We start from the raw sequence: 23,955 nt of genomic DNA on the forward strand, positions 1-23,955 counted from the left end.
AAAAATGGAATAATTATTTGAAATAGAAAAAATGTTCTGGAGGAATGAATCATGACTAAAGATTTTTACACAGCCATTAAAGAGAGACGTTCATATTATGGAATCAATAAAGAAGTCCATGTATCGGATGAGAAAATTAAAGAAATAGTTGAATTTGCGGTAAAACACACGCCATCGGCTTTTAATTCCCAATCCTCCCGCCTTGTTGTTTTAACAGGATCGGCACATGATAAATTATGGGATATTACGACGCAGGCTTTAAGGAAAGCGGTTGGTGAGGGAGATTTCTCTGGCACTCAACAAAAAATGGATTCCTTCAAAGCGGGATATGGGTCAATATTATTCTTTGAAGATGAATCTGTAGTGAAATCACTTCAAGAACAATTTGCAACGTATGCCGATAACTTCCCAATCTGGTCACAACAAACATCAGGCATGCATCAATTAGTTGTTTGGACGGCACTTGAAGCAGAAGGATTGGGAGCAACTTTACAGCATTATAATCCTCTAATTGATGATGAAGTGAAAAAAGAATGGAATGTTCCAAGCAATTGGAAATTGATTGCGCAAATGCCATTTGGAAATCCAACAGCTCAACCGGGTGATAAAGAATTCAAACCACTTGAGGATCGTATCAAATTTTATAAATAAAGCTTTGTTGAGAGCCAATTCTAATTGGCTCTTTTTTGTTTGTGCTCATTTTCCCATATTTTTTCAGTTCTACAATAAGAAAAAATATTTTCACTATTTTTTGTTGTGTGGAAAGTGACTTTACCTTATGTAAAAGTTTTATAAGTAATAATTCTCCTTTTTATTCAATTCATTGAAAATAAGAGCTATTCCTTGCTCAAGTTTTTGTATATTTGTATTGGACACGTTTAGTTTTAATATTTTTTCCTGGTGAAAGCCATCTATATAATTTTGACCCATCGTCTCTACCAGTACTTGTTGATTCTGTAAGTTATTGATGAGGTGAGTACTATTTAAACGATGAGGCAGTACGATATGAGCGTTCATACATATGGATGCTGGGCGATAAAAGCCTGGAGCAGAGTACTTTTCTAGAGCATCATATAGCATGTTTGCACGCAATGAATAGGAAAGTCGCACTTTGTTTCTATGGTGTTTAAACATACCGCTTTTTATGTAGATTTCCAAGGCTGCTTGTGAAATCATGGAACTATCAATATCAGCTGTTCTTTTATATAGTTGGAAGCTGTCCGTTAATGGTTTAGGCAATACGACAACACCTATGCGTAATCCTGGAAACATTATTTTAGAGAAGCTTTTTAAATAAATGACCATATTATGGGTGTCCTCGGAAAAAATAGGGTCTACCTTCATATTTTCTTCGAAATCTGCTAAATAATCATCTTCTACAATATAGACACCATACTTTACCGCAAGTTTTAGTATCTCCACTCTTTCCATTTTAGAGTAAGAAGTCCCTAACGGATTATGAAAACGTGGCATCGTATAAAAGAATTTAATTTCCTGATCACTAAAAATCCGTTCTAACTCCTCTAAATCAATACCTTCTGCTGTTCGTTCGATTCCTAGCACGGAAATCTTGTACGCTTTCAATTGCTCCACAAATAGATGATAACTAGGCTGCTCAACAAGTATATGAGTACGTTCATTTGGAAAGGGGATTAACGTTAATAAGGAAAGTGCTTGCTGCACGCCAGAAGTAATGAAAATCTGTTCTTCTTTTGCGAAAACCTGATACTGCTCTAATTGTTTTTGTATCACTTTAATTAAAGAGGGCAGTCCTTTTGGAGTACCATAGATAAACAATTCTTGCTGATAGGTATCGATGGCTTTGTTAATGCAATGTTGAAAGTCATGATACGGAAATTGATGCCAAGCGGGAGCGGAGGTAACAAAGTCGATGTCCGTTGCGGGTTCGCTTTTACCATCAAATTCTTTTTGTACGACATAATATCCGCTTTTAGGAACCGCGTAGATTAAATGCTTCTTTTCCAATTCTTGCAGGGCTTTCAAGACTGTACTTTTACTACATTGATGTTTATCGCTTAATTGACGAATAGATGGGAGTTTAAAGCCCGCTTTGAGCCGTCCATTCTGGATGAGAGATTCAAATTCATTAAACAAAGCTACGTATTTTAGCATGAATACCTCCTAAAACTGTACCGTTACAGATGCTTCATATTTGTATTGTATCGTAGTGGAACTTTTAATACGATACTAACAACCGGCCGGGTGTTGAAAAGGAGGATTACTCAATATGCCAGAAAATAAAAAAGCCTATCTTGCGGCGATACTATATGCCATTATTATTGGATTTTCATTTTTCTTTACAAAAATATCATTAATGGAAGCTAGTCCGCTAGATACATTGGCACATCGATTTACGATGGCTTTGTTGATCGCCATAATTATTAATCTATTTAGGAGGACATCAGTGAAAATGAGTGCAAAGGATTCTGTGAAAATTCTTCCGTTGGTGTTCCTTTATCCAATTTTATTCTTTACATTTCAAGTGTTTGGTCTCATTTATACCTCATCTTCAGAAGCGGGTATTATCCAAGCGACCATACCAATTTTTACATTATTATCAGCTTCATTATTTTTGAAAGAATACGCAGGTAGAGGTCAGAAATTTTTTCTTTGTTTATCTGTGTTGGGAGTTATCTTTATCTTTGTCATGAATGACTTGCAACATGCGGCTCACAGTTTGAAAGGAACGATCCTGATCTTATTATCCTCGATTGCTGCCGCTCTCTATAATGTGGTAGCGAGGAAGGTAACAAAGCAATATTCACTATTTACGTTAACGTATGTGATGACATTCTATGGTTTTGTGACTTTTAATAGTATGGCCGTCATCAACCATATAATTAACCAATCTATCAGCAGCTTTTTATTACCCTTCACAAGTAGTGCATTCCTCATTTCAATCGTATATCTTGGGGTATTATCGTCACTGCTTACTGCTTTTTTATCAAACTATTCATTATCTATATTACCAGCATCTAAAATGAGCGTTTTTAGTAATTTAGCGACATTGATTACGATAATGGCAGGCGTGATTTTCTTACATGAATCGATTCATTATTATCATGTAATAGGTGCAATGATCATTCTTGCTGGGGTAATCGGCACGAATTATTTTGGTGGAATTCAATCCAAGCATAATAGTAAGACTTTTGCCGACCCATTGTTGAAAAGGGAGGGAAAGTAATGAATAAATATGTGTTGTTACTCTTGATTAGTGGTATATGGGGATCTCAATTCTTCTTTATTGCATTAGTCATAGAAAATGTTGGGGTTATTACATTGTCTGCCATCAAAGCATGCATCGGCGGTATCTGTTTACTCTTCTTTGGTTTGTTTTTATCAAAAGAAGAGCGAAAAGTACCCAGGAGTTATTATAAATGGTATATAATCATTGCCTTTTTCGAGGTTGTACTGCCATTCGTCTTTATTGCACAAGGCCAGAAATCGGTGCCTAGCAGTATCGCAGCGGTGCTGATTGGAATGGTTCCCATCTTTACCATCCTTTTTTTACTAGCATTTTTCAAAAGAAAAAGCACAAGGACGGAGATTACAAGTATCCTATTCGGATTTGCAGGTATTGTCTTCCTTTCCTGGCCGACACAAGGAATCCAAGACCTTTCTAACAGTATTCAGGGGAACATCCTCATGATATTGGCTGCTATGAGTTTTGGATTATCATTGATTTTCATGGAGAAATTAAACGAGGGATCTTCCGTCATTCATATGAGAAATGTATTACTGATTGCCAGTGCATTGCTCATACCCATGTCCCTTTTGTTAGAGCAATCTTTCAAATTGGATATAGCACGATCTCAATCTATCTACTTAGTGATTTTAGGCATTTTCCATGCAGGTGTTGTTTATGTATTATTTAACAGGCTGATTCGGCAAGAAGGCGCATTATTTACTTCATATAGTAATTATATAGTGCCTGTCATCGGAATGATTTTAGGCTTTTTCTTTTTACATGAAGCGTTGTCTATTCATCAATTGATTGGAATGGGTATAATAATGATGTCATTGGTTTTTTTAGACGAAAAAATAATTATCAAATTGAAAAGAAAGTAGTATTTCATTATATGTGCTAATGTCCGTTATCTTTAATTCTACTAATATTTATATATAACGAAACTGAATTGAAAAATGGGCAGCAGGTTTAATATTTTTTGTAAGATCATTTTTAGTTTTTTGACCCGCAAATGAATATATGGTAAAAGAAGCATCTGCTGAGGTTAATGCAGATGCTTCTTCTTTTAAAAGGGGTAACTGATTTATTGGCGCTAACCAGTAATAAATGCTTGTATTTTTAGTTATTCTGCATTAGATAGTGATGTATTTTTCTCCATCTTCATTATAATAAATCCACTCCAGGCAAACATAAGGGAGGCTATGTAAAAGATGCTGCCGATCGTTAAAAAGTCGACTAAATATCCGGTTGCAATCACCGCAGCTGCAGCACCGACGGATGTCCAAACATGGTAGTTCCCGATTTCCGCACCCGCGGTTTTCTTCGTTACATATCTTGCCAGTACTGTTTTTTCAGTGTTTCTTTGTACTGCCCCAAGTACTCCCATAATGATTTGCAGGAGATAGACATGCCAAATTTCATATGCGAGAGGAAAGGCAAGCAGGATAAGTGCCATCCCCCATGAATAGGTAAGGAGAAATGCTTTGTCACCTGTTTTGTCAGTGAATTTTCCGATTAAAGGATAGCTAAGCGCTGCAGTCAATGAGAATATTCCATATGCCCACCCGAATTTTGAATAACTGGTGCCCACATTTTTGATTAGCAAAATATAAAAGGGGAAAATCATGCTGGCAGCCATTCCAACAGTGCCTTGGTAAAAAACAAAACGTTTATAATTCATGGATGATACTCCTCATAGAAAAGATTCATGAAGCGATTATCAGGATCATATTTCTTCTTTAATCGAAAGAATTCCTCAGTACGCGGATACGCTTCAAATAATTGTGTCTTGGTTGGATACCCATAATAGGGCAGATAGTAGCTGCCGTTATGGTCAAGCGTCACATCGATCATGTTACGGATGACCCTTCCTGTATTATCCTTGCTTTCGTCATTTGTCCCTTGATTGATGAGCATCACTAAAGCGAACATATCATCCTTGGCATAGGACATGAGTGATTCATCATTATGTTCCACATAACGAATTGTGATATTTAATAAATTAAAATCTTTCTCATCAGATAAGGTTCTTCTTAAGTCATCGATATAATCAGCAAATTGATCAATCGGAACGAAGTATTCTTGCAGCACTTCAGTTTTGGTGGGGTTGCTGTAATCCATGAATGCTGAATCCGACCGCATCACATTATTCCTCGAAACCAAGTTGCCATCAATATTGGCCGTGTAGGCTTTTTGAGTTTCCCAAAACCTTTTTTTACCCCAGTCATTAAAACGTGAGAGGCCAAGAAAGAATTTAGGCACGGCAATGATCGTTTCCCGTTTGAGAGTATTGTAGTCAGATAGCCTTGTTTGGTCATTTGCCCTATAATAATCCGTTACATACATTTCATCCAAATAGGAGCCAGGAGCAACAGATATTCTTGCAAGATGCATTTTAACATCATCGTTTTGAAGAACTTCTCTTTTAAAGTACGACGTATATTCATCATAATGAAGTGATTTAGTTTTAATGTTATAAAGTTCGTCATCGGTAAGGTGGAGTGTTACATCGAGTATGACTCCAAACAATCCATACCCGCCAATAACCGTATGGAAGAGCTCCGAATTTTCTTCGCGGCTCACTGATAGGATTTGTCCTTTTGCGTCAAGAAATCTAAAAGATTCCACGGTTTCTATCAAGGCATGATGACGAATATCCCGGCCATGGACATTAACGCTCAAAGAACCGCCAATGGTAAAAATGTTTTGAGATTGACTGACCTGCAGTGCAAGTCCATATGGGTTGATGTATTCCTGAAGAGCAGCCCAGGTTGCTCCGCTTTGGACCGTGATGCGTTTTTCTTTTACATCCAAATCAAGTATTTTATCATAGTTTTTCATATCGAGCAGGATCCCGTTTGGATATAATGTCTGCCCTCCTTGGCTATGCTGCATTCCGGCAATGGAAATGGGATCATCGTTTTTTTCGGCATCCAAAACGACTTTTTTGATTTCTTCTTCACTATCTTCTGCCTTTATCCCTTTCATTTTAACTGGCATCAGACGGCTTATATCTTTGGCAATAGGGTGGTCAAGCTTGAAATTAAAAGCCTGCAGCGATAATCCAAATAATAGTGCATATAGGGTGATAAATAAAAATTGTTTCATGATATCTGGCATTCTACTCCTCGTTTACTTTGTTTGACACTTAATTGAAATAAAGAAAATGTATGAACCTTATATATTAATGGAGTTTCCCTGACTATTCAGTAAGGTTGGGGTTAATATTGAATTAAATGTCAGATTTTTAGAAATCGATCTTTTGATTTATGTATTAGTTCTTGGTTTTAAGCCCATTAATGATTGTTTTGGTTAGCGGTATGGATAGTGATTCCAAGCTTTGTTCTGAGTTGTTTAATCCCCAATGATAGATGATTCCCATCAGGCTTTGGATGATAAGTTGTGAAATTTCGTTAACTGATTGGTCAGTGCCAATGTCGTTTTGTTCTTTCGCCTCTTCAATTAATGAACGAATGATTTTGAAGAGTGAGCGGTTTGAATTTAAAAAGTAAGTATGTTCTTTCGAATCTAAAGCGGAACTGTAAATCACTTTCATTAAATCTTTGCCCATTTCTACTTCCAGAAAACGCATCAATTTGCGAATGAAAATAAACAATTTCTCGGTAGCGTCCATATCGACTGGGAACGAACGGAAGACTTCGCGATAGTAATCATCGACTTCTATGAATCTCACTAAAAAAATGTCCGATTTCGCTGAAAAGTGTTGGTAAAATGACCCTTTTGATGTGCCGCTTTTTTTCACGATTTCGTCAACGGTAACTTTATCGTAACCTTTTTCGCTAAATAGCTTTAGAGATATTTGTAAAATTTTTTCACGAGTCTTTTCTCCCCTAAGTTGTTTCTTTCTGGGTTCAATCATAAAAAACCTCCAAATGATAATTGACAGAATATTCCTATATAGTTTAATATCAGACTACAGTCTAGTTAAATGATTGCTGGTCTATTTAATCTAACGCAGATCATGAATAATCACAACGCTATCTTAAATGGTTTTCGTGCATTTAGAAAGCGTTTACAAGGATTAGGGTCAAGTATGGGGAAGGTTAATTCAGTTTAAATAGGAGGTTTTTCAAGGATTCCTATACAATCGGTTACTGTCTTGCAGAAAGGCTTATTCCTCTTTAGCCCTAAGTATATGGATTGTATTTATAATATTGTTGGATTCAGTATATGTAAATGGAGGGTGGTGGTTTTCAGGATAAATTGAGAGCTAGGAATGAACCAGAGTGTCGGAAGCTGGAAAAGAGTTGTACGGTAACCTTTTTTGGGAAATAGTAGCATGAAAAGGGAGGAAATAATCTTGAATCATTCCAGTGGTGAAATAGAGAAACGAACGATCAGTAAGACGATGAAACGGATTCTTCCATTTATCCTGCTTTTGTATATCATCGCTTACTTGGACAGGGTCAATTTAGGCTATGCTGCTTTACAAATGAATGCAGAATTAGCCTTATCCGCTGAAGTTTTTGGATTGCTTTCTGGTATTTTCTTCATCGGCTATTTCTTTTTTGAAGTTCCTAGCAACATGATCATGCATAAAGTGGGAGCTCGGATATGGATTGCCCGTATAATGATTTCGTGGGGGCTTGTGGTAATATTAACAGGTTTTGCACAAACAACGATGCATTTATATATTCTCCGTTTTTTATTAGGTGTTGCCGAAGCTGGTTTTTTTCCTGGTATAATTTTGTATTTAACTTATTGGTTCAGGGCCCGCGAAAGAGGACGGGCAACAGCGGTTTTGCTTTTAGCCCTTCCGATTGGCGGATTGATTGGTGCGCCTGTGTCGACATGGATTCTTGACAATATTTCCTGGTTCGGTATGGCTGGGTGGAGATGGATGTTCATTCTTGAAGGCATTCCGGCCATTATTATAGGAATTGTTGTTGTTTTCTATTTAACTAATAGACCGTCTAACGCTAAATGGTTATCAAAGGAAGAAAGTGATTGGTTAGAGTGCGAATTGAATGCGGAAAGAAAAGTTAGCTCGAAAATAAATAAAGTCACGAAGCTTGATATGCTGAAAGATTCGAAAATCTGGAAGTTGGCCCTTTTTTATTTTGCAGGATACACATCTATCTATGGATTGTCATTTTGGATGCCAACCATCATAAAATCTTTATCGGAAAACGCAACAACTAATTTAGAAATAGGCTGGTTAGCGATGATTCCATCTTTAGTCGGTATACCTGCCGTTATGTTTGTAGGCTGGAATTCAGATCGGACTAATGAACATAAAACACATTTGCTCGTTTGCCTCATGATAGCGATTGTCGGATTTATCGGATGCGGCTTTTCAAATAGTGTTTTTATGATGGTGCTTATGTTAACGATTACATCTTTCGGGTTATACGGGTTCAGTGGATGTTTCTTTGCCTATATGACATTTTTCTTCACTGAGTCCACTGCCCCAGTTGGAATAGCCATAGTCAATTCATTTGCGGCTTTAGGCGGTTTTGTAGGACCGATGATTCTCGGAACTGTTGCATTTACTCAAGGGATGTTTATTTTATCTGGATTACTTATAATAGGTGTCATCACCCTATTATCATTAAAATTGACGAATGCTTCGGATGAAAACATAGGTAAAGAAGTTGATGTCAATATTAATCGATTATAAAGGTTCTAAATGTATTGAAGATTAAAATGATAAAAAAAGAAACATCATTGGAAATCACAGCGTTTCCACGATGTTTCTTTTTTTATTTAAGCACATATATATGGGGTGAAAATACCAGTTGAGAATGTCAAAGTTTAATCTAAATCGCAGGTTCTGCCTAATAAGACTTGTTTGTAGTTTTCGGCGGGATTAGAATGGAGATGAGATGAAAGTGCTTTCGAAAAGATCAGGGATCCCTTTTCTATTCATGTGCTGACTTTATATTATTCATTAGTGGAATAACAGCAGAAATGAGGTGATGATGTGGAAATTCATTTGGTGGCAAAAGATGAGATTGAGGCTCAAGGAATTCGTTGGATCGTGGAGTCCCACCTAACGGGAGTTAGACTGATTTTATGGAAAACGATTGAAGAATTCGAAAAGGGCATACGCAATCAGCAACCTGAATTCGTTATTTTGGATATGGATATTTGGACGGATGAAAGTGAGGCGATGGGTGTTTCGTTAAAGCGGAGGGGAATTCGATGGTTAGGGATTTCATCTGAGCGAATCTTTCAAACCGCTTATCGAGCCTTACGTTTTCGTGCTGAAGATGTTTTATTCCGTCCTTTTTCTTCGGCAGATTTGGTAAAACATATCCAACAATTACGTTTTCAATTGAGAAATGGTCCAGGTCATATCTCGTCAAACACCATGGATGATGACAATGCTCTGGATATTGGTTATCCAGATTTCTTCTTGACAGACCGGAAGCATGAAAGCCGGATAATCATGGTCGCTTTCTTGACACCTGATAACAAGACCCTTCCATTAGTTTATGATGAACTGCAACGATATTCTTTTACTGGGAAGAATCAAATCTTCGCTTTATCGGATTTTATTTTATGTGTCCAGGAAACAAAGGAAATGGAGATATATAAGGAAGAGTATCAGGCCTTCCTTGCCCATTGGAAAGATAGAATGGATGAGCCCCTTGCCATCATAATAAAGGCGGCAACTTCAGATGAGTCTTTAAAAAGGATGTATCAGCAAACTCGTGAATTTACGAGACAAATCTTTTTCGATGGATATGATATCATCTTAGCCGAAAGTCAACAGACTTCGCATCGAGAGATGGATCCATTCCTCACTCCTCTTGAACAAAGACTATGGATAGAAATGCTCGAACGACGGGATGCGAAGGCTATCAGGAACTGGATTGAACGTGAATTCCTTACCTTCGAACGACCATACCCCGACCCGGAAATCGTTCGTATCCGACTTACAAGCGTACTTGCACAGATTCGCAGGCATATGAAATCATACAACTTGCAAAATGCTTCCCTGGAAGCCATATACTATGATGTATTTCAGCAAATTGTACATAAACCTGTCATACATCAAATAGTGAAAGAGCTGCATGCGTTCACCACCCATATGCTTATGCAGGATCATGGACAATTACAGGAAGGGGCACGCACAATCAGCGAAAAGGCAAGGGAGCTGATCGAGTCCAACTATTGGGACGCCCAGTGGAATCTAGCGAGTTGTGCAGATACTCTGCGAATCAATAAAAGTACACTCAGCCGTCGATTTGCGGCTGAATCCGGCGAGTCTTTTCGAAATACGCTGCACCAAGTTCGAATTAGGGAAGCTAAACGTTTATTAAAGGAAACGGATTTATCATTGGAGGAAATCTCACAATTGGCCGGCTATTCACATCAAACCTATTTCAATGCCAAATTCAAATTGCTTGAAGCCTGTACACCATCAGCATATCGGTCTGGCTTATAAAAAAGGACGATTCAATAAATGAATCGTCCTTTTTTATTTATTTCATAACAATGTAATTGATGGAATTATTCATAAAAAAATAAAGTTAACTACAAAAGAATGAAACAGATTATAAAATTATCATTAAATTATAATGAATTATTCTGAATTTTTCTTATAGAATGAAAATATAACAAAAACAAGGGGGAAATGAGAAATGAATACGATTACAAATAAGGTTATACGCTATAGAGGCACTGATTTGAATACGAAAGGTTGGCAACAAGAGGCAGTGCTTAGAATGCTGATGAATAATTTGGATCCTGAAGTCGCCGAACGTCCTGAGGATTTGGTGGTATACGGAGGGATTGGGAAAGCAGCACGTAACTGGGAATGTTTTGATGCAATCGTCAAATCACTAAAAGAGCTTGAAGAAGATGAAACTTTACTTGTCCAATCAGGGAAACCGGTAGCAATTTTTAAAACGCATACGGATGCACCCCGTGTCCTGATTGCCAATTCAAATATCGTCCCGGCGTATGCGAACTGGGAAACATTCCATGAACTTGATAAAAAGGGATTGATGATGTATGGGCAAATGACAGCAGGGAGCTGGATATATATTGGCTCTCAAGGCATCGTACAGGGTACATACGAGACATTTGCCGAGCTAGCAAAACAACATTTCAATAACTCGTTGAAAGGCACTATCACTCTTACGGCTGGTCTAGGCGGCATGGGTGGGGCACAGCCACTGGCAGTTACGATGAACGGCGGGGTCTGTATCGGAATTGATGTTGATGAAACAAGAATTGACCGGAGAATCGAGACTCGTTATACCGATGTGAAAACGGATTCTTTGGATGAAGCCATTCGTTTAGCCAAAGAAGCTAAACTTGCAGGAAAAGCATTATCGATTGGTTTGATTGGGAATGCTTCAGATATTCTTCCAGAAATGATTGCAAGGAACTTCATTCCGGATGTCTTGACGGATCAGACTTCCGCCCATGATCCTCTTAATGGATATACACCTTCAGGTATGTCAATGGGGGAAGCGGCAGAATTAAGGAATGCCAATCCAGAAGAGTATATTAAACTCTCTAAAGCTTCAATGGCCAAACATGTAAGCGCGATGCTTGAAATGATGGAAAAAGGAGCCGTGACATTTGATTATGGCAATAATATCCGTCAAGTTGCGAAAGATGAAGGCGTAGAAAATGCTTTTGACTTCCCTGGCTTCGTTCCAGCATATATCCGTCCACAATTTTGTGAAGGAAAAGGTCCATTCCGTTGGGTCGCTTTATCTGGTGATCCAGAAGATATTTATAAAACAGACCAAGCCATTTTACGTGAATTCGCTGATAATGAGCATTTATGTAACTGGATTAGAATGGCTCAAGACAAAATCCAGTTCCAAGGTCTTCCTTCCCGTATTTGCTGGCTTGGTTATGGGGAGCGTGCCCGTTTTGGTAAAATCCTTAATGATATGGTTGCAAGCGGTGAATTGAAGGCTCCGATCGTGATTGGACGTGACCATTTGGATTCAGGATCTGTCGCTTCGCCGAATCGTGAAACGGAAGCCATGAAGGATGGTTCGGATGTAGTGGCTGACTGGCCGATCTTAAATGCAATGGTGAACGCAGTGGGCGGTGCAACCTGGGTATCCGTACATCATGGCGGTGGCGTAGGAATGGGATACTCCATGCATGCTGGCGTGGTAATTGTGGCAGACGGAACCGAAGAAGCAGCAGCCAGGATTGAGCGAGTGCTGACAACGGACCCTGGGATGGGCGTTGTACGCCATGTTGATGCAGGATATGAACTTGCAGAGGAAACAGCCCGTGAAAGAGGTATTAATATCCCGATGCTTGGTAAAGGAATTGATAAAAAATGACAAAGCCAATTTGGATAAAACATGCCACTCAACTTGCTACCCTTACCTCTGAAAGGAAAGGGCCGCGTTCCAAAGAGGGAATGTCGGAGCTTGGTTTGATAGAGGATGGAAGTATATGGATGGAGTCAGGGTTGATCCAAGCTGTCGGGACAACCAAGGAATTGGAAAAACTCTATGCTGATAGAATGCATGAAGCTGAAGTTTTCGATGCTACTGGCCATTTGGTGACACCAGGGCTTGTCGATCCCCATACACATGTTGTATATGGGGGAAGTCGTGAGCGTGAATTCGAAATGCGTCTGGAAGGTGCAACATATATGGACATCATGAACGGGGGAGGGGGCATTCATGCAACCACCCGCATGACAAGGGAAGCAAGTGAAGAAGAGTTGATGGAACAAACCATACGACGCCTTGATTCGTTTCTCGCTCATGGTGTGACTACAGTAGAAGGTAAAAGCGGCTATGGAATGAATTTGGAAACCGAATTGAAGCAGTTGCGGGTGATGAAGAAGTTACAGGAAGAGCATCCGATTGATCTAGTTCCTACCTTCATGGGAGCCCATGCGGTTCCAAAGGATTATAAAGGCCGTGAGGATGAATTTGTCGATCATCTGATTAATGATATGCTTCCAATCGTCGCTGAAGAAAAGCTTGCTGAATTCAATGATGTGTTTTGTGAAAAAGGGGTTTTTACCCCTGAACAATCAGAGCGGATATTAAAGGCGGGGAAAAAGTACGGCTTGATCCCTAAAATTCATGCTGATGAAATTGAGCCTTACGGGGGAGCCGAACTAGCTGCTAAAATCGGGGCTATATCAGCCGAGCATTTATTAAAGGCCTCCGAAGAGGGAATTCAATCCATGGCTAAGTCAGGAACCATTGCCTGCTTGCTTCCAGCCACAGCTTTGTATTTAAGGGAAGATGCTGCCCCAGGACGGCGAATGGTTGATGAAGGTGTAGCTGTTGCCATTTCGACCGATTGCAATCCCGGATCCTCGCCGACGACTTCCATGCCGCTTGTCATGAACCTGGCATGCATCTCGATGCGGCTGACCCCTGCTGAAGCGCTTACCGCGGCAACATACAATGCTGCTTGTGCAATCAACAGACAGGAAAAGATAGGTTCACTTGAAGTGGGAAAACAAGCGGATGTCGTTTTATGGAATGTTGAAAACTATCAGGAGTTGCAATATTTATTTGGGGTTAACCATGTTAAGACAGTATGGAAAAACGGTGTTCAAGTTGTGAATGATAAAGTGAAGTCTGATTCCAAAAGCCTTACGGGCCTTTAAAAATCAGTATTCTCAATCAATGTCTACCCATTCCATCCGCTGAAAAATTCAGGGGATGGAATGGGCTTTTGGAAGTATTAACAAATGTAATGGTGCTGAATAGTAGGATGAAATTTATCATCCTACGCATTTTCAGCATTAAACACTTTACCACTTTACAGTGAGATTTAATGAAAGGATTTTAAGGAGTTCGTGGAAATGAATCTTCCATGTGGAGGGAATTTTATGTGGATAATCACTATCCATTCGAAAAAAGGCATAAAAATGTTTGAGTTTAGCACAGAAAAGGAAGCAAGGGAAAGATTTGAGGTAATGGAAGGCTGTAAAATCCTTAGTGAAGTCATTTATTTCAATGATAAACAATTGATTGAAACTTAAACTATATTTTCATATATAAAATAGAAATTAAAAGGTAGAATGATTTGATATAGTTTATAAAAAGAGTATATTTCATAATATTCTTTGCTCAATTTTTTTATAGTATTAAGCTTATTCGTTCCATTCAATTTCAGCGCCACTCACGGAGTGTTACAGTTCTAGTGTTTTTTTTTGAATCAATATATCTGATAAATCAAAATATGGAGGGGATTCTTTGAACGAACAAAAATTCACGATTGACGATGCCCCATTTAATAGGTTTCATTTTCGAATTTCAGGACTTACATTCGGTTCCAGCTTTTGTGATGGCTACTCTCTAGGAATCATTGCGATGGCCCTGACAGTATTCGGGCCTCAGATGAATATGAATTCATTGTGGACAGGGCTGATCGGCAGCTCTGCTTTAATCGGTCTGTTTGCGGGATCTTTAATACTTGGAAGACTTTCTGACCGTGTAGGAAGACAGAAAATCTTTCTCGTAAACTTTTTACTCATCACGGTAGCTACTATTTTACAATTTTTTGTTAGCAGCCCGGAAGAGCTTTTTATTTTACGGTTGCTGATTGGTTTTGGACTTGGAGGGGATTACGCTGTAGGTACGACCTTGCTTGCCGAGTTTTCTCCCAAAAAGTACCGCTCCTCGCTCCTCGCGTCTATAAACGTAGTGTGGACGCTTGGTTATGTTGCATCAAACTTTGTTGGTCATTACTTGGGCCAGATTGGTTCAGATTCATGGCGTTGGATGCTTGTCAGCGCTGCCATTCCGGCAATTGTGGTTTTGATCTTAAGAATAGGGACGCCTGAATCACCAAGGTGGCTTGTCAGCATGGGGCGTGTCGAAGAAGCTCGCCAGATTGTAAAAAAACACCTTGGAGCGAACGTTGAAATGGGAGAAACGACGACTGGTACAGAAAACCAAAAGACTCTGGGGTTTCGTGGGCTTTTCAGTAAAAGGCTTCGTAAGCGGTTGGCTTTTGGTGGAATATTCAAATTGACTCTTGTTATTCCCTACTTTGCCATTTACACTTTCCTGCCTTCCATACTTAGTACAATGGGTTTTGAACAGAACTTTTTTGCCGATACCATGTTAAATCTATTCTTGCTTGTTGGGGCAATTATTGGTCTTTGGCTGCTTGCAAAATTTTCTCGTAGAGGATTTACCATCGGGGCTTTCACGATCCTTACTGTTTCATTGTTTTCACTCAGCATCTTACACAATGGTTCTCAATTCTTAATGTTGGTAGCCTTCTTGATCTTTACTTTTTTCATGTCAGCAGCATCGAACCTTACATTAGTATACCCAGCAGAGCTTTTTCCAACTGAAATCCGTGGCTCGGGAATAGGTATGGTTACGGCAATTAGTCGGATTGGTTCTGCAATTGGAACATTTCTGCTGCCTGTTTCTTTAAGTTCATTCGGATTAAGTGCCTCAATGGCAGGAATGGCAGCCATTCTACTGGTGGGCTTGATCGTATCGATCGCCTGGGCACCTGAAACGAAGAATCTTTCATTACATGAAGCAAGTGACCCATTGCTAGAAACGGAGAATTCTCCGAAAGGAACCGCTATTCCCTTTACAAAAAATGAAAAAATAACATAAGATAACTTCCAGTAAATAAATGAGAAGGACCAAAACTTTTTTCTCCTTCTTTGATGAGTCATAAGAGAGGAGATGTATAAGGATGACAACTGCCGATTGTTTACATCCTATGGATATTAAAGAGGTTGTACTAGGGGATGACGCCATCTCAATCCAAGAGGTAATTGCGGTTGCAAGATATGGGGCGATGGTTTCCTTTACACAAACATATTGTGATAGGGTGAATAAATCACGTAGCTTAATAGACAAGTTTTTAGATGAAAATCGATTGATTTATGGTGTAACTACGGGTTTTGGCAGTAATATGACCGAGGTGATTTCTCCAAAGGACGCAGAAACCCTTCAACGGAATATTGTTCGTTCACATGCCGTTTCTGTTGGGGAAACTCTTGAAAAAGAAGTCGTAAGGGCCATTCAATTGATGATCCTAGTAAATTTAGGCCAAGGGTATTCAGGAGTTCGTTTACAGGTATTAAATCTTATTGCTTCACTATTAAATCACGATATCATTCCGTTTGTTCCAGGTGATGGGTCAGTGGGGTATCTTTCTCCTGAAGCTCACATGGCCTTAGTGGTGATGGGAGAGGGGAAGGCATGGTATGAAGATGAGCTCATACCTGGCATGGAAGCTTTAGGGAAAGCGGGATTAGCACCTGTTACGTTGGGTGCTAAAGAAGGATTGGCACTTACAAGCGGGACTACTTCCGTCACCGCGATGGCTGTCCTGGCTTTATACAATAGCATGCAGGCGGCGAAAACCGCTGACATTACGGGAGCGATGTCCTTAGAAGTGCTGAAAGGTACTATAAAAGCATTTGATCCCCGTCCCCACTCATTGAAAAAACATGAGGAACAGGCTAAGACAGCCAGAAATGTATCAAGGATTCTTGAAGGCAGCCAAATCATTGATACATACAAGGAACATAGATTACAAGATGCACTTAGCTTACGATGCATTCCACAAGTCCATGGAGCCATAAAAAGAGTATTGAAAGATGCTGCTGTATCAATCGAGAATGAAATGAACTCTGTAAGTGACAATCCTCTGATTTTTCCTGAAGAGGAAGATGGAATTGGCCTGATGGCTGGGAATTTTGATGGTTCATTTGTTGGGATTTATGCGGATGCGATATCCATAGCGTTAGCAAACTTAGCAAAAATAACAGAACGCAGAATAGATCGCCTTGTAAACCATCACCTTAGTGCATTACCTAATTTCTTAGTGGTTAATCCTGGTTTAAATAGTGGCTACATGATTCCGCAATATACAGCTGCCGGGCTATTAAATGAAATCAGGGTGCTCTCGCATCCAGCGACAATAGATAATATCCCTACATGTGCAAATCAAGAAGACGTGATAAGTTTTGCCTATTTTGCTTCGAGGAAAGCATATCGGATTTCGAAGAAACTTGAATATATTTTAGCCATTGAACTGATGACGGCAACACAAGCAATGGATTTTCATCTACCTTTGAAACCGTCACCGGTTACGGAGGAGGTATATCATTTAGTTCGGAGCGAAGTCCCGATGGTTGAAGAAGATCGCTTTTTTCATCCTGACATTGAAGCGATTTATAGGCAAATTCATGAAGGGGAAATAGTGAAGCTCGTTGAAAGGGCGATTGGGGAAATAGAGTTCTAAAACCATGTTGAAGCTGTTTTACTTTATTTTATAAGGTAAAATGGCTTCCTTTTTTTAAAATGAAGGACCATATTTAAAGAAGGAGGGATGAAAGATGCATTATGATGTAATTGTAATTGGAGCTGGATCCATGGGAATGTCTTCAGGTTATTATCTATCAAAAAAAGGACAAAAAGTATTATTATTGGATTCCTTTGCTCCTCCTCATAATAAGGGGAGCCATCACGGGGAAACAAGAATAATTAGGCATGCTTATGGTGAAGGCAGGGAGTATGTTTCTTTGGCACTAAAATCACAAAAGCTTTGGGGTGAATTGGAAAGAATTTCGGGTCAACCATTATTTCTTCCAACGGGGGTCCTGAATGTTGGAAGCCAAAATTCCACTTTCATTAAACAAGTGAAAGCAGGATCAAAGGAATATGGTTTACCTATGAAAATATTGGATTACCATGAAATTCATGATAGGTGGCCAGGAATAACACTGCCGGAAGACTACATTGGGTGCTATGAATCGACTTCGGGCGTGTTGAAAAGTGAAGAGTGCTTAAGGGCGTATCAACAACTTGCGAAATCCCATGGTGCCGACATCATTGTAAACAGTGAAGTAAGGAATATAGTTGCTCATAGTAACGGGGTCACGGTTATAACGGATGAACAGACATTCCACTCGGAATCTTTAGTGGTTGCAGTTGGGGCGTGGGCACCGAAAATATTGGCGATGTTAGATTTGAATCTCCCGCTGGAACCCATCAGAAAAACATTTGCCTGGTTTCATGCAAATGAAAAATTATATAATCATAATGATTTTCCGGCTTTTACTTTTGATACTTCACTTGGTACATACTATGGCTTTCCTAGTATAAATGGTTCTGGACTGAAAATAGGGAGACATGATGGAGGACAGCGGATCAATCCTGATGGCTGTATCAAGGGTTTTGGTGAATTGGATGAGGATGAGGGAGATTTGATGAGGTTTTTAGGGCAATTTATGCCTGCTGATCAAAAAATGAAATATGGGAAAACTTGCATCTATACCATGACCCCTGATGAGCATTTTATAGTGGATAAACATCCTTATTATCCACATATTGCTATAGCGGCAGGTTTCTCTGGACACGGTTTTAAGTTCAGCAGTGTCATGGGAGAAATTTTGAGTGACTTGATTATCTCCGGTACGACCAAGGAAGATATTTCATTGTTTTCGATTAACCGATTTTGAATTAACTCCAAACTTAAAAACTGTAATCATGGCCGTTGCTTCCTTTCAAAGGAAACAACGGCTTTTTTGTATCAAACTGTAATGTTAGGTTTTCTAACAAAATATTGTCGAAATAATTAAAATATGCTAGAATGAGAATATTCCGAAATATGAAACTAAGGTTCCGAATTTCGGAACATAAGCATTTGAATGATTGAAAGAGTAATTACATATTTTTATGGTTTACTAAAATTTCCGTTATTAAAGGAGAGGGTAGTATGAACAAGGTTGATTTGAATTGTGATTTAGGAGAAAGTTTTGGCGCTTACCGGATGGGTAATGATCAAGAGATTTTAGATTATGTAACATCTGTTAATGTAGCTTGTGGATTCCACGCTGGTGATCCGACAGTCATGAGAAAAACGGTTCAGCTTGCTTTAGGGAAAGAAGTCAAAATCGGAGCCCACCCAGGTTTACAGGATTTAATAGGATTTGGCAGACGCAATATGAATATTTCTCCACAGGAAGCTTATGATATTGTCGTCTATCAAATTGGAGCATTAAATGGCTTCCTGCAATCCGAAGGCGGAAGTATGCAGCATGTGAAACCGCATGGGGCTTTGTACAATATGGCCGCAAAGAACAAAGAGTTATCCATGGCCATTGCCGAAGCGGTTTATAAAGTGAATCCCGAGCTTATCTTATTTGGTTTGTCGGGCAGTGAATTAATACGAGCCGGACAGGCTATCGGATTGCAAACAGGGAGTGAAGTATTTGCCGATCGCACCTACCAACATGATGGTTCATTGACTTCCCGATTGGAAAAGGACGCACTGATTGAAAACGATGATGTTGCAGTTGCCCAAGTCATTCGCATGGTGAAGGAAGGGAAGGTACTGTCCCGGCAAGGCTCAGATGTGGCTTTAAAAGCAGATACCATTTGTATTCACGGGGACGGGGCACATGCTTTATCCTTTGCACGGCATGTTAGGGAATCTTTACAATTATCTGAAATAACAGTCAAGTCCTTTTCTTGAAAAAAACTAAACAATCAGGAGGCAGATTCCATTGGAGCCAATCAAAAATACAACAGCACAGAAAAAGAATTTGACTAAGCCAAAAACGAACCGCACTTTATTGTTAGGTGCAGCATTCCTAATGGCAACATCGGCAATAGGACCAGGTTTTTTAATGCAAACGACCGTTTATACCCAAAGTCTTGCGGCAAGTTTCGGTTTCGTTATCCTTATTTCGGTCATTCTTGATATATTTGCCCAAACTAATGTATGGCGGATTATTGCTGTATCCGAAAAGCGGGGTCAAGAGATTGCAAACATGGTCCTTCCTGGGCTGGGTTATGTACTGGCAGCACTGATCGTCATGGGCGGGCTGGCATTTAATATTGGAAATATCGCAGGAGCCGGATTAGGTCTAAATGCGATGACGGGAATATCCCCAACTACGGGGGCGGCAATAAGCGCAGTCATCGCCGTACTGATTTTTGTAGTGAAAGAAGCAGGAAAAGCGATGGACCGTTTTACGCAAATCGCTGGATTTTTCATGATTTGTTTGATGATTTACGTTGCTTGGACAACCTCTCCTCCTGTAGGGGAAGCGGTAGTGAAGACCTTTGTCCCTGATAAAATCGATATTATCGCCATCGTTACATTAGTGGGCGGATCAGTTGGCGGCTACATTACTTTTGCGGGAGGCCATCGTCTATTGGATGCAGGCGTGAAGGGCGTTGACTCATTACCACAGGTCACGAAGAGCTCGGTAATGGGGATATTGATCACGACAGTCATGCGTGTTGCGTTATTTTTAGCAGTACTTGGTGTTGTATCGAAAGGTTTACAAATTGATCCGGATAACCCTGCAGCATCCGTTTTTCAGCTCGCTGCCGGTGATATAGGATATAAAATCTTTGGTGTCGTCATGTGGGCTGCAGCGATCACGTCCGTTGTTGGAGCGGCATATACTTCGGTTTCATTTGTCAGAACCTTCAGCGAAAAGATAAATAATAAGGCAAACTGGATAATCATTGGCTTTATAGCCGTATCGACCATTTGCTTTCTATTGATTGGTCAACCGGTTAAAGTATTGCTTATAGTTGGTGCCATTAATGGACTCATCTTACCAATTGCTCTTGGAACATTGCTTATTGCCGCATATAAGAAAAATATCGTGGGTGATTATAAGCATCCTTTATGGTTAACGATTTCCGGTGTATTCGTGGTAGTCATCATGGCGTTGATGGGCGTATATACATTAATGAAACAACTGCCAGCACTTTTTTAATGATCAATGAATGAAAATCCAATAAATAAAGGTGGAAGTGGCGTGCCAGTTTGTCACTTTCTTCCACTTCATAATAGGAGATGAATACTAATGATCGACCTTTCTCTAGCTACCCCGGCTGAATTGCGTTCAATGATTCGAAACAACGAATTGATAAAGCCTACTGCTGGCATGGCTAACGGTTATGCACAAGCGAACCTAGCCATCTTAAAAAAAGAGCATGCTTTTGATTTCTTATTATTCTGTCAGCGTAACCCTAAATCCTGTCCATTGCTGGATGTTACGGAAATTGGTTCACCCATTCCCGCATTTGCAGCAAAGTCTGGGGATATCCGCACCGATATTCCGAAATATAGGGTATATAAATATGGAGAATTAGTGGAAGAAGTAACGGATATCTCAAACTACTGGGAAGACGATATGGTTGGATTTTTAATTGGGTGCAGCTTTACATTCGAACACGCCCTATTAAATAATGATATATCGATTCGTCATATTGAAGAGGGATGCAATGTACCCATGTATAAAACCAATATCCCTTGTATTGAAGCAGGGATTTTTCATGGGAAAATGGTGGCTAGCATGAGGCCGATTCCACAAAAGGATGTGGTGAGGGCAGCTCAAGTGACATCGCGGTTTCCGGCCGTTCATGGCGCTCCAATCCATATTGGCGACCCTGAAGCGATCGGTGTTTCCAGCATTCAGCATCCGGATTTTGGTGATCCAGTAACGATTCGTGAAGGGGAAGTCCCGGTATTTTGGGCATGTGGTGTAACACCTCAATCCATTGCTATGGAAACTAAACCGGAGATCATGATCACGCATGCACCTGGACATATGTTCATAACGGACATTCGTGATGAAAAATTAGGAGTTTTATAACTGACAGAAAGAGATGATTCCTATGCCGGAAAAGCTTTTGAAAAAAACTGCATGTACACTTTCTCCATTAGGCGATTCCGCAATCGTGATAACATTCGGGAATGGAATGGAATACAGCGTTCACAAAAAAATAAAATTGTTAAAGGATTTGCTGGAAAATGAACCTTTTGTAGGGTTTATAGAATGTGTACCGGCTTATACCAATTTGACGGTTTTTTATGATCCACTCGTTATTTATAAGGAACAAAATAAAAGCAATGGTAATGAAACCATATCTCCCTTTGAAGTGGTCCGTTCCATCTTGGAAATGAAATTACAGGATTTAAAAGAAGATAAGAAACTGATACATCGAACGGTTACTATTCCCGTGTGCTATGGGTATGAATATGGACCCGATTTGGAATATGTCGCCCGCTATAATGATTTGACTACTGATGAAGTCATTCATATTCATTCAACCGGTGAATATTTGGCTTATATGATCGGGTTCGCACCGGGTTTCCCGTTTCTTGGCGGACTTTCAGAGAACATCGCGACACCTAGGCGTTCCTCTCCCCGAATGACCATTCCGGCAGGGGCAGTAGGGATTGCCGGTATGCAAACGGGAGTATATCCCATATCAACGCCTGGTGGATGGCAATTGATCGGACAAACGCCAACCAAACTATTTTTACCAAATGTAAATCCTCCAAGTCTATTACAAGCAGGGGACATTGTGAAGTTCCATCCGATTACGGATCAAGAATATAAAGAAATGATTCTTAAGGAGGGGGTACAGTGAGCCTGCGCGTAATCAAACCGGGATTATTGACCAGTATACAGGATCTTGGAAGAAAAGGATTCAAGCAACATGGGGTGATTGTAAGCGGGGCGATGGATGCACATTCTTTACGAATTGCCAATATGTTGGTTGGTAATGAAGAAGGAGAAGCGGCCTTGGAAATTACATTAATGGGTCCGACCATTAAAGTAGAGAAAAATTGCCTGATTTCGATAACAGGTGGAAATTTATCACCTACACTTGATAATAAGGTGGTACCGATGTGGAAGCCCATTCTTGTGAAAAATGGATCGATTCTTCGATTTGAAGGGTGTAAATCAGGATGCAGGGCGTACTTAACTGTAGCGGGAGGCTTTGCTATTCCTGAAGTTATGGAGAGTAAAAGCACATATCTAAGGGCTGGGATTGGCGGCTATTTGGGGAGGGCACTAAAGGCTGACGATGTCTTGGAGTTGAATGAACCTTCGAAAAATCTTGGTGATCGAACGTTCAAAGGTTCATTTTACTTCCCAAAGTGGTTTGTCAATGAGAAGGAGTTCATGCCAGGAGGAAAACCTCTCATCCGTTTCATCGATGGAAGCCAATATGAATATTTCACAGACTCAAGTAAAGATAGTTTTGTAGAGAGGTTATTTAAAGTTTCCAATCAATCCGACCGCATGGGATATAGAATATCGGGCCCTGCACTGAAATTAAAGAATAATGGGGAGTTATTATCCGAAGCGGTTACAAATGGGTCCGTTCAGGTTCCTCCAGATGGAAATCCGATCATCCTCCTTTCAGATAGCCAAACAACGGGCGGATATCCTAAGATAGCTCAGGTTATTACGGCGGATTTACCAATTATCGCTCAGGTTAAACCAGGGGAATCGATTCAGTTCTCACGGGTGAATTTAAAGGAGGCTGAACGGCTGTTCCTTCAAAAAGAACGGCAATTGAAGGAATTGCAAATTTCAATTTCATTGGCCTTGAAAAAATGGCTGGATATATAATGCTTCTGCAATTATCGCAAAAGATGAGAAAGTACTCTTAAAGAGTGCTTTCTTCAGACTATAGACAAACTCGGTGAAAGTCGAGTTTGTCTACATTTTTTTATAGCTTGTACAATTTGGACGTTGATTTCCACTCCAGGCACTCGCTTTCCGCGGGCGGTCCGGGAGCCTCCTCTGCTTTCGCCTGCGGGGTCTCCCCTGGACACGCTTTTCCCGCAGGAGTCTCGTACCTTCCGTTCCAATCAACTTTGTTTTAACTTTTAGATAGAACACTTTTGCTTAGAGTCGTTTTTGTTTTAAAATAGATCTATAAAAACTTGAGGTGATCAGGATGCTTTCTAAACATGATTCTATTCAGCGAGATCAACTTAAAATGATTACTTTAGATCAACTG

20 protein-coding genes are annotated in these 23,955 nt (G+C 39.9%); 16 read left to right on the plus strand and 4 right to left on the minus strand.

Annotation, left to right across the window (positions count from 1 at the left end; all coding sequences use genetic code 11):
- Positions 1-51: 51 nt before the first annotated feature.
- Complete coding sequence (locus tag MKX49_RS09065; protein WP_340876164.1) at positions 52-651, plus strand: nitroreductase family protein; 600 nt, start codon at positions 52-54, stop codon at positions 649-651.
- 138 nt (positions 652-789) lie between these two features.
- Here the strand turns inward: MKX49_RS09065 and MKX49_RS09070 are convergent, their stop codons facing one another.
- Positions 790-2,133 (minus strand): aminotransferase-like domain-containing protein, encoded by a 1,344-nt coding sequence (locus MKX49_RS09070; RefSeq protein ID WP_340876165.1) that lies wholly within the window; start codon positions 2,131-2,133, stop codon positions 790-792.
- Between the two features lie 115 nt (positions 2,134-2,248).
- Between MKX49_RS09070 and MKX49_RS09075 the strand changes: the two genes are divergently transcribed.
- Both MKX49_RS09075 and MKX49_RS09080 read left to right on the plus strand, forming a co-directional pair.
- On the plus strand, positions 2,249-3,205 hold the full coding sequence (locus tag MKX49_RS09075) for a DMT family transporter (protein ID WP_340876166.1): 957 nt from the start codon (positions 2,249-2,251) through the stop codon (positions 3,203-3,205).
- Positions 3,205-4,089 (plus strand): DMT family transporter, encoded by an 885-nt coding sequence (locus tag MKX49_RS09080; protein WP_340876167.1) that lies wholly within the window; start codon positions 3,205-3,207, stop codon positions 4,087-4,089. The genes MKX49_RS09075 and MKX49_RS09080 overlap by 1 nt, the downstream gene beginning before the upstream one ends.
- A 242-nt stretch (positions 4,090-4,331) precedes the next feature.
- Here MKX49_RS09080 and MKX49_RS09085 read toward each other — a convergent pair whose 3' ends face one another.
- From MKX49_RS09085 to MKX49_RS09095, 3 genes are all read right to left on the minus strand, one after another.
- Entirely contained in the window at positions 4,332-4,889 is a 558-nt protein-coding gene (locus tag MKX49_RS09085) for an MFS transporter (RefSeq protein WP_340876168.1), read from the minus strand.
- Entirely contained in the window at positions 4,886-6,328 is a 1,443-nt protein-coding gene (locus MKX49_RS09090; protein ID WP_445670120.1) for an FAD-binding protein, read from the minus strand. The genes MKX49_RS09085 and MKX49_RS09090 overlap by 4 nt, the downstream gene beginning before the upstream one ends.
- Before the next feature lie 154 nt (positions 6,329-6,482).
- Positions 6,483-7,088, minus strand: coding sequence for a TetR/AcrR family transcriptional regulator (locus MKX49_RS09095; RefSeq protein WP_034312657.1), 606 nt, complete (start codon positions 7,086-7,088; stop codon positions 6,483-6,485).
- A 441-nt stretch (positions 7,089-7,529) separates the two neighbouring features.
- Here MKX49_RS09095 and MKX49_RS09100 point away from each other — a divergent pair, with 441 nt between their 5' ends.
- The 13 genes from MKX49_RS09100 to MKX49_RS09160 all read left to right on the plus strand — a co-directional run bounded on the left by MKX49_RS09100 (position 7,530) and on the right by MKX49_RS09160 (position 23,561).
- Positions 7,530-8,849, plus strand: a complete 1,320-nt coding sequence (locus MKX49_RS09100) for an MFS transporter (RefSeq protein WP_340876169.1) — start codon at positions 7,530-7,532, stop codon at positions 8,847-8,849.
- A 303-nt stretch (positions 8,850-9,152) separates the two neighbouring features.
- Positions 9,153-10,622, plus strand: coding sequence for a helix-turn-helix transcriptional regulator (locus MKX49_RS09105; protein WP_340876170.1), 1,470 nt, complete (start codon positions 9,153-9,155; stop codon positions 10,620-10,622).
- Positions 10,623-10,818: 196 nt separating this feature from the next.
- Entirely contained in the window at positions 10,819-12,495 is a 1,677-nt protein-coding gene (gene hutU, locus MKX49_RS09110; protein ID WP_340876171.1) for a urocanate hydratase, read from the plus strand.
- On the plus strand, positions 12,492-13,790 hold the full coding sequence (hutI, locus tag MKX49_RS09115) for an imidazolonepropionase (protein ID WP_251539157.1): 1,299 nt from the start codon (positions 12,492-12,494) through the stop codon (positions 13,788-13,790). The genes hutU and hutI overlap by 4 nt, the downstream gene beginning before the upstream one ends.
- A 225-nt stretch (positions 13,791-14,015) precedes the next feature.
- A complete protein-coding gene (locus tag MKX49_RS09120) occupies positions 14,016-14,168 on the plus strand; it encodes a hypothetical protein (RefSeq protein ID WP_174878728.1) in 153 nt (50 codons plus the stop codon).
- 214 nt (positions 14,169-14,382) lie between these two features.
- Positions 14,383-15,768 (plus strand): MFS transporter, encoded by a 1,386-nt coding sequence (locus MKX49_RS09125; protein ID WP_251539159.1) that lies wholly within the window; start codon positions 14,383-14,385, stop codon positions 15,766-15,768.
- An 82-nt stretch (positions 15,769-15,850) separates the two neighbouring features.
- A complete protein-coding gene (gene hutH, locus MKX49_RS09130) occupies positions 15,851-17,410 on the plus strand; it encodes a histidine ammonia-lyase (protein ID WP_340876176.1) in 1,560 nt (519 codons plus the stop codon).
- A gap of 94 nt (positions 17,411-17,504) precedes the next feature.
- The gene (solA, locus tag MKX49_RS09135; protein WP_340876178.1) at positions 17,505-18,629 is read left to right on the plus strand and encodes an N-methyl-L-tryptophan oxidase; all 1,125 of its coding nucleotides are present in this window, start codon (positions 17,505-17,507) and stop codon (positions 18,627-18,629) included.
- A 257-nt stretch (positions 18,630-18,886) separates the two neighbouring features.
- A complete protein-coding gene (pxpA, locus tag MKX49_RS09140) occupies positions 18,887-19,645 on the plus strand; it encodes a 5-oxoprolinase subunit PxpA (RefSeq protein ID WP_340876179.1) in 759 nt (252 codons plus the stop codon).
- A 121-nt stretch (positions 19,646-19,766) separates the two neighbouring features.
- On the plus strand, positions 19,767-20,906 hold the full coding sequence (locus MKX49_RS09145; RefSeq protein WP_323598155.1) for an NRAMP family divalent metal transporter: 1,140 nt from the start codon (positions 19,767-19,769) through the stop codon (positions 20,904-20,906).
- A gap of 90 nt (positions 20,907-20,996) precedes the next feature.
- Positions 20,997-21,788, plus strand: a complete 792-nt coding sequence (locus tag MKX49_RS09150; protein ID WP_340876180.1) for a putative hydro-lyase — start codon at positions 20,997-20,999, stop codon at positions 21,786-21,788.
- 22 nt (positions 21,789-21,810) lie between these two features.
- On the plus strand, positions 21,811-22,569 hold the full coding sequence (gene pxpB, locus MKX49_RS09155; RefSeq protein WP_340876182.1) for a 5-oxoprolinase subunit PxpB: 759 nt from the start codon (positions 21,811-21,813) through the stop codon (positions 22,567-22,569).
- The gene (locus MKX49_RS09160; RefSeq protein WP_340876183.1) at positions 22,566-23,561 is read left to right on the plus strand and encodes a 5-oxoprolinase subunit C family protein; all 996 of its coding nucleotides are present in this window, start codon (positions 22,566-22,568) and stop codon (positions 23,559-23,561) included. The genes pxpB and MKX49_RS09160 overlap by 4 nt, the downstream gene beginning before the upstream one ends.
- Positions 23,562-23,955: the final 394 nt, after the last annotated feature.

The organism is Peribacillus sp. FSL M8-0224 (genome assembly GCF_038003055.1).
GTDB lineage: Bacteria > Bacillota > Bacilli > Bacillales > DSM-1321 > Peribacillus > Peribacillus frigoritolerans.

Excerpts from the sequence above, each read along its gene's own strand:
- MKX49_RS09065 (WP_340876164.1), top strand. The coding sequence starts at position 52 with ATGACTAAAGATTTTTACACAGCCATTAAAGAGAGACGTTCATATTAT.
- MKX49_RS09070 (WP_340876165.1), bottom strand. The coding sequence starts at position 2,133 with ATGCTAAAATACGTAGCTTTGTTTAATGAATTTGAATCTCTCATCCAG.
- MKX49_RS09075 (WP_340876166.1), top strand. The coding sequence starts at position 2,249 with ATGCCAGAAAATAAAAAAGCCTATCTTGCGGCGATACTATATGCCATT.
- MKX49_RS09080 (WP_340876167.1), top strand. The coding sequence starts at position 3,205 with ATGAATAAATATGTGTTGTTACTCTTGATTAGTGGTATATGGGGATCT.
- MKX49_RS09085 (WP_340876168.1), bottom strand. The coding sequence starts at position 4,889 with ATGAATTATAAACGTTTTGTTTTTTACCAAGGCACTGTTGGAATGGCT.
- MKX49_RS09090 (WP_445670120.1), bottom strand. The coding sequence starts at position 6,328 with ATGCCAGATATCATGAAACAATTTTTATTTATCACCCTATATGCACTA.
- MKX49_RS09095 (WP_034312657.1), bottom strand. The coding sequence starts at position 7,088 with ATGATTGAACCCAGAAAGAAACAACTTAGGGGAGAAAAGACTCGTGAA.
- hutU (WP_340876171.1), top strand. The coding sequence starts at position 10,819 with ATGAATACGATTACAAATAAGGTTATACGCTATAGAGGCACTGATTTG.
- hutI (WP_251539157.1), top strand. The coding sequence starts at position 12,492 with ATGACAAAGCCAATTTGGATAAAACATGCCACTCAACTTGCTACCCTT.
- MKX49_RS09120 (WP_174878728.1), top strand. The coding sequence starts at position 14,016 with ATGTGGATAATCACTATCCATTCGAAAAAAGGCATAAAAATGTTTGAG.
- hutH (WP_340876176.1), top strand. The coding sequence starts at position 15,851 with ATGACAACTGCCGATTGTTTACATCCTATGGATATTAAAGAGGTTGTA.
- solA (WP_340876178.1), top strand. The coding sequence starts at position 17,505 with ATGCATTATGATGTAATTGTAATTGGAGCTGGATCCATGGGAATGTCT.
- pxpA (WP_340876179.1), top strand. The coding sequence starts at position 18,887 with ATGAACAAGGTTGATTTGAATTGTGATTTAGGAGAAAGTTTTGGCGCT.
- MKX49_RS09145 (WP_323598155.1), top strand. The coding sequence starts at position 19,767 with ATGGCAACATCGGCAATAGGACCAGGTTTTTTAATGCAAACGACCGTT.
- MKX49_RS09150 (WP_340876180.1), top strand. The coding sequence starts at position 20,997 with ATGATCGACCTTTCTCTAGCTACCCCGGCTGAATTGCGTTCAATGATT.
- pxpB (WP_340876182.1), top strand. The coding sequence starts at position 21,811 with ATGCCGGAAAAGCTTTTGAAAAAAACTGCATGTACACTTTCTCCATTA.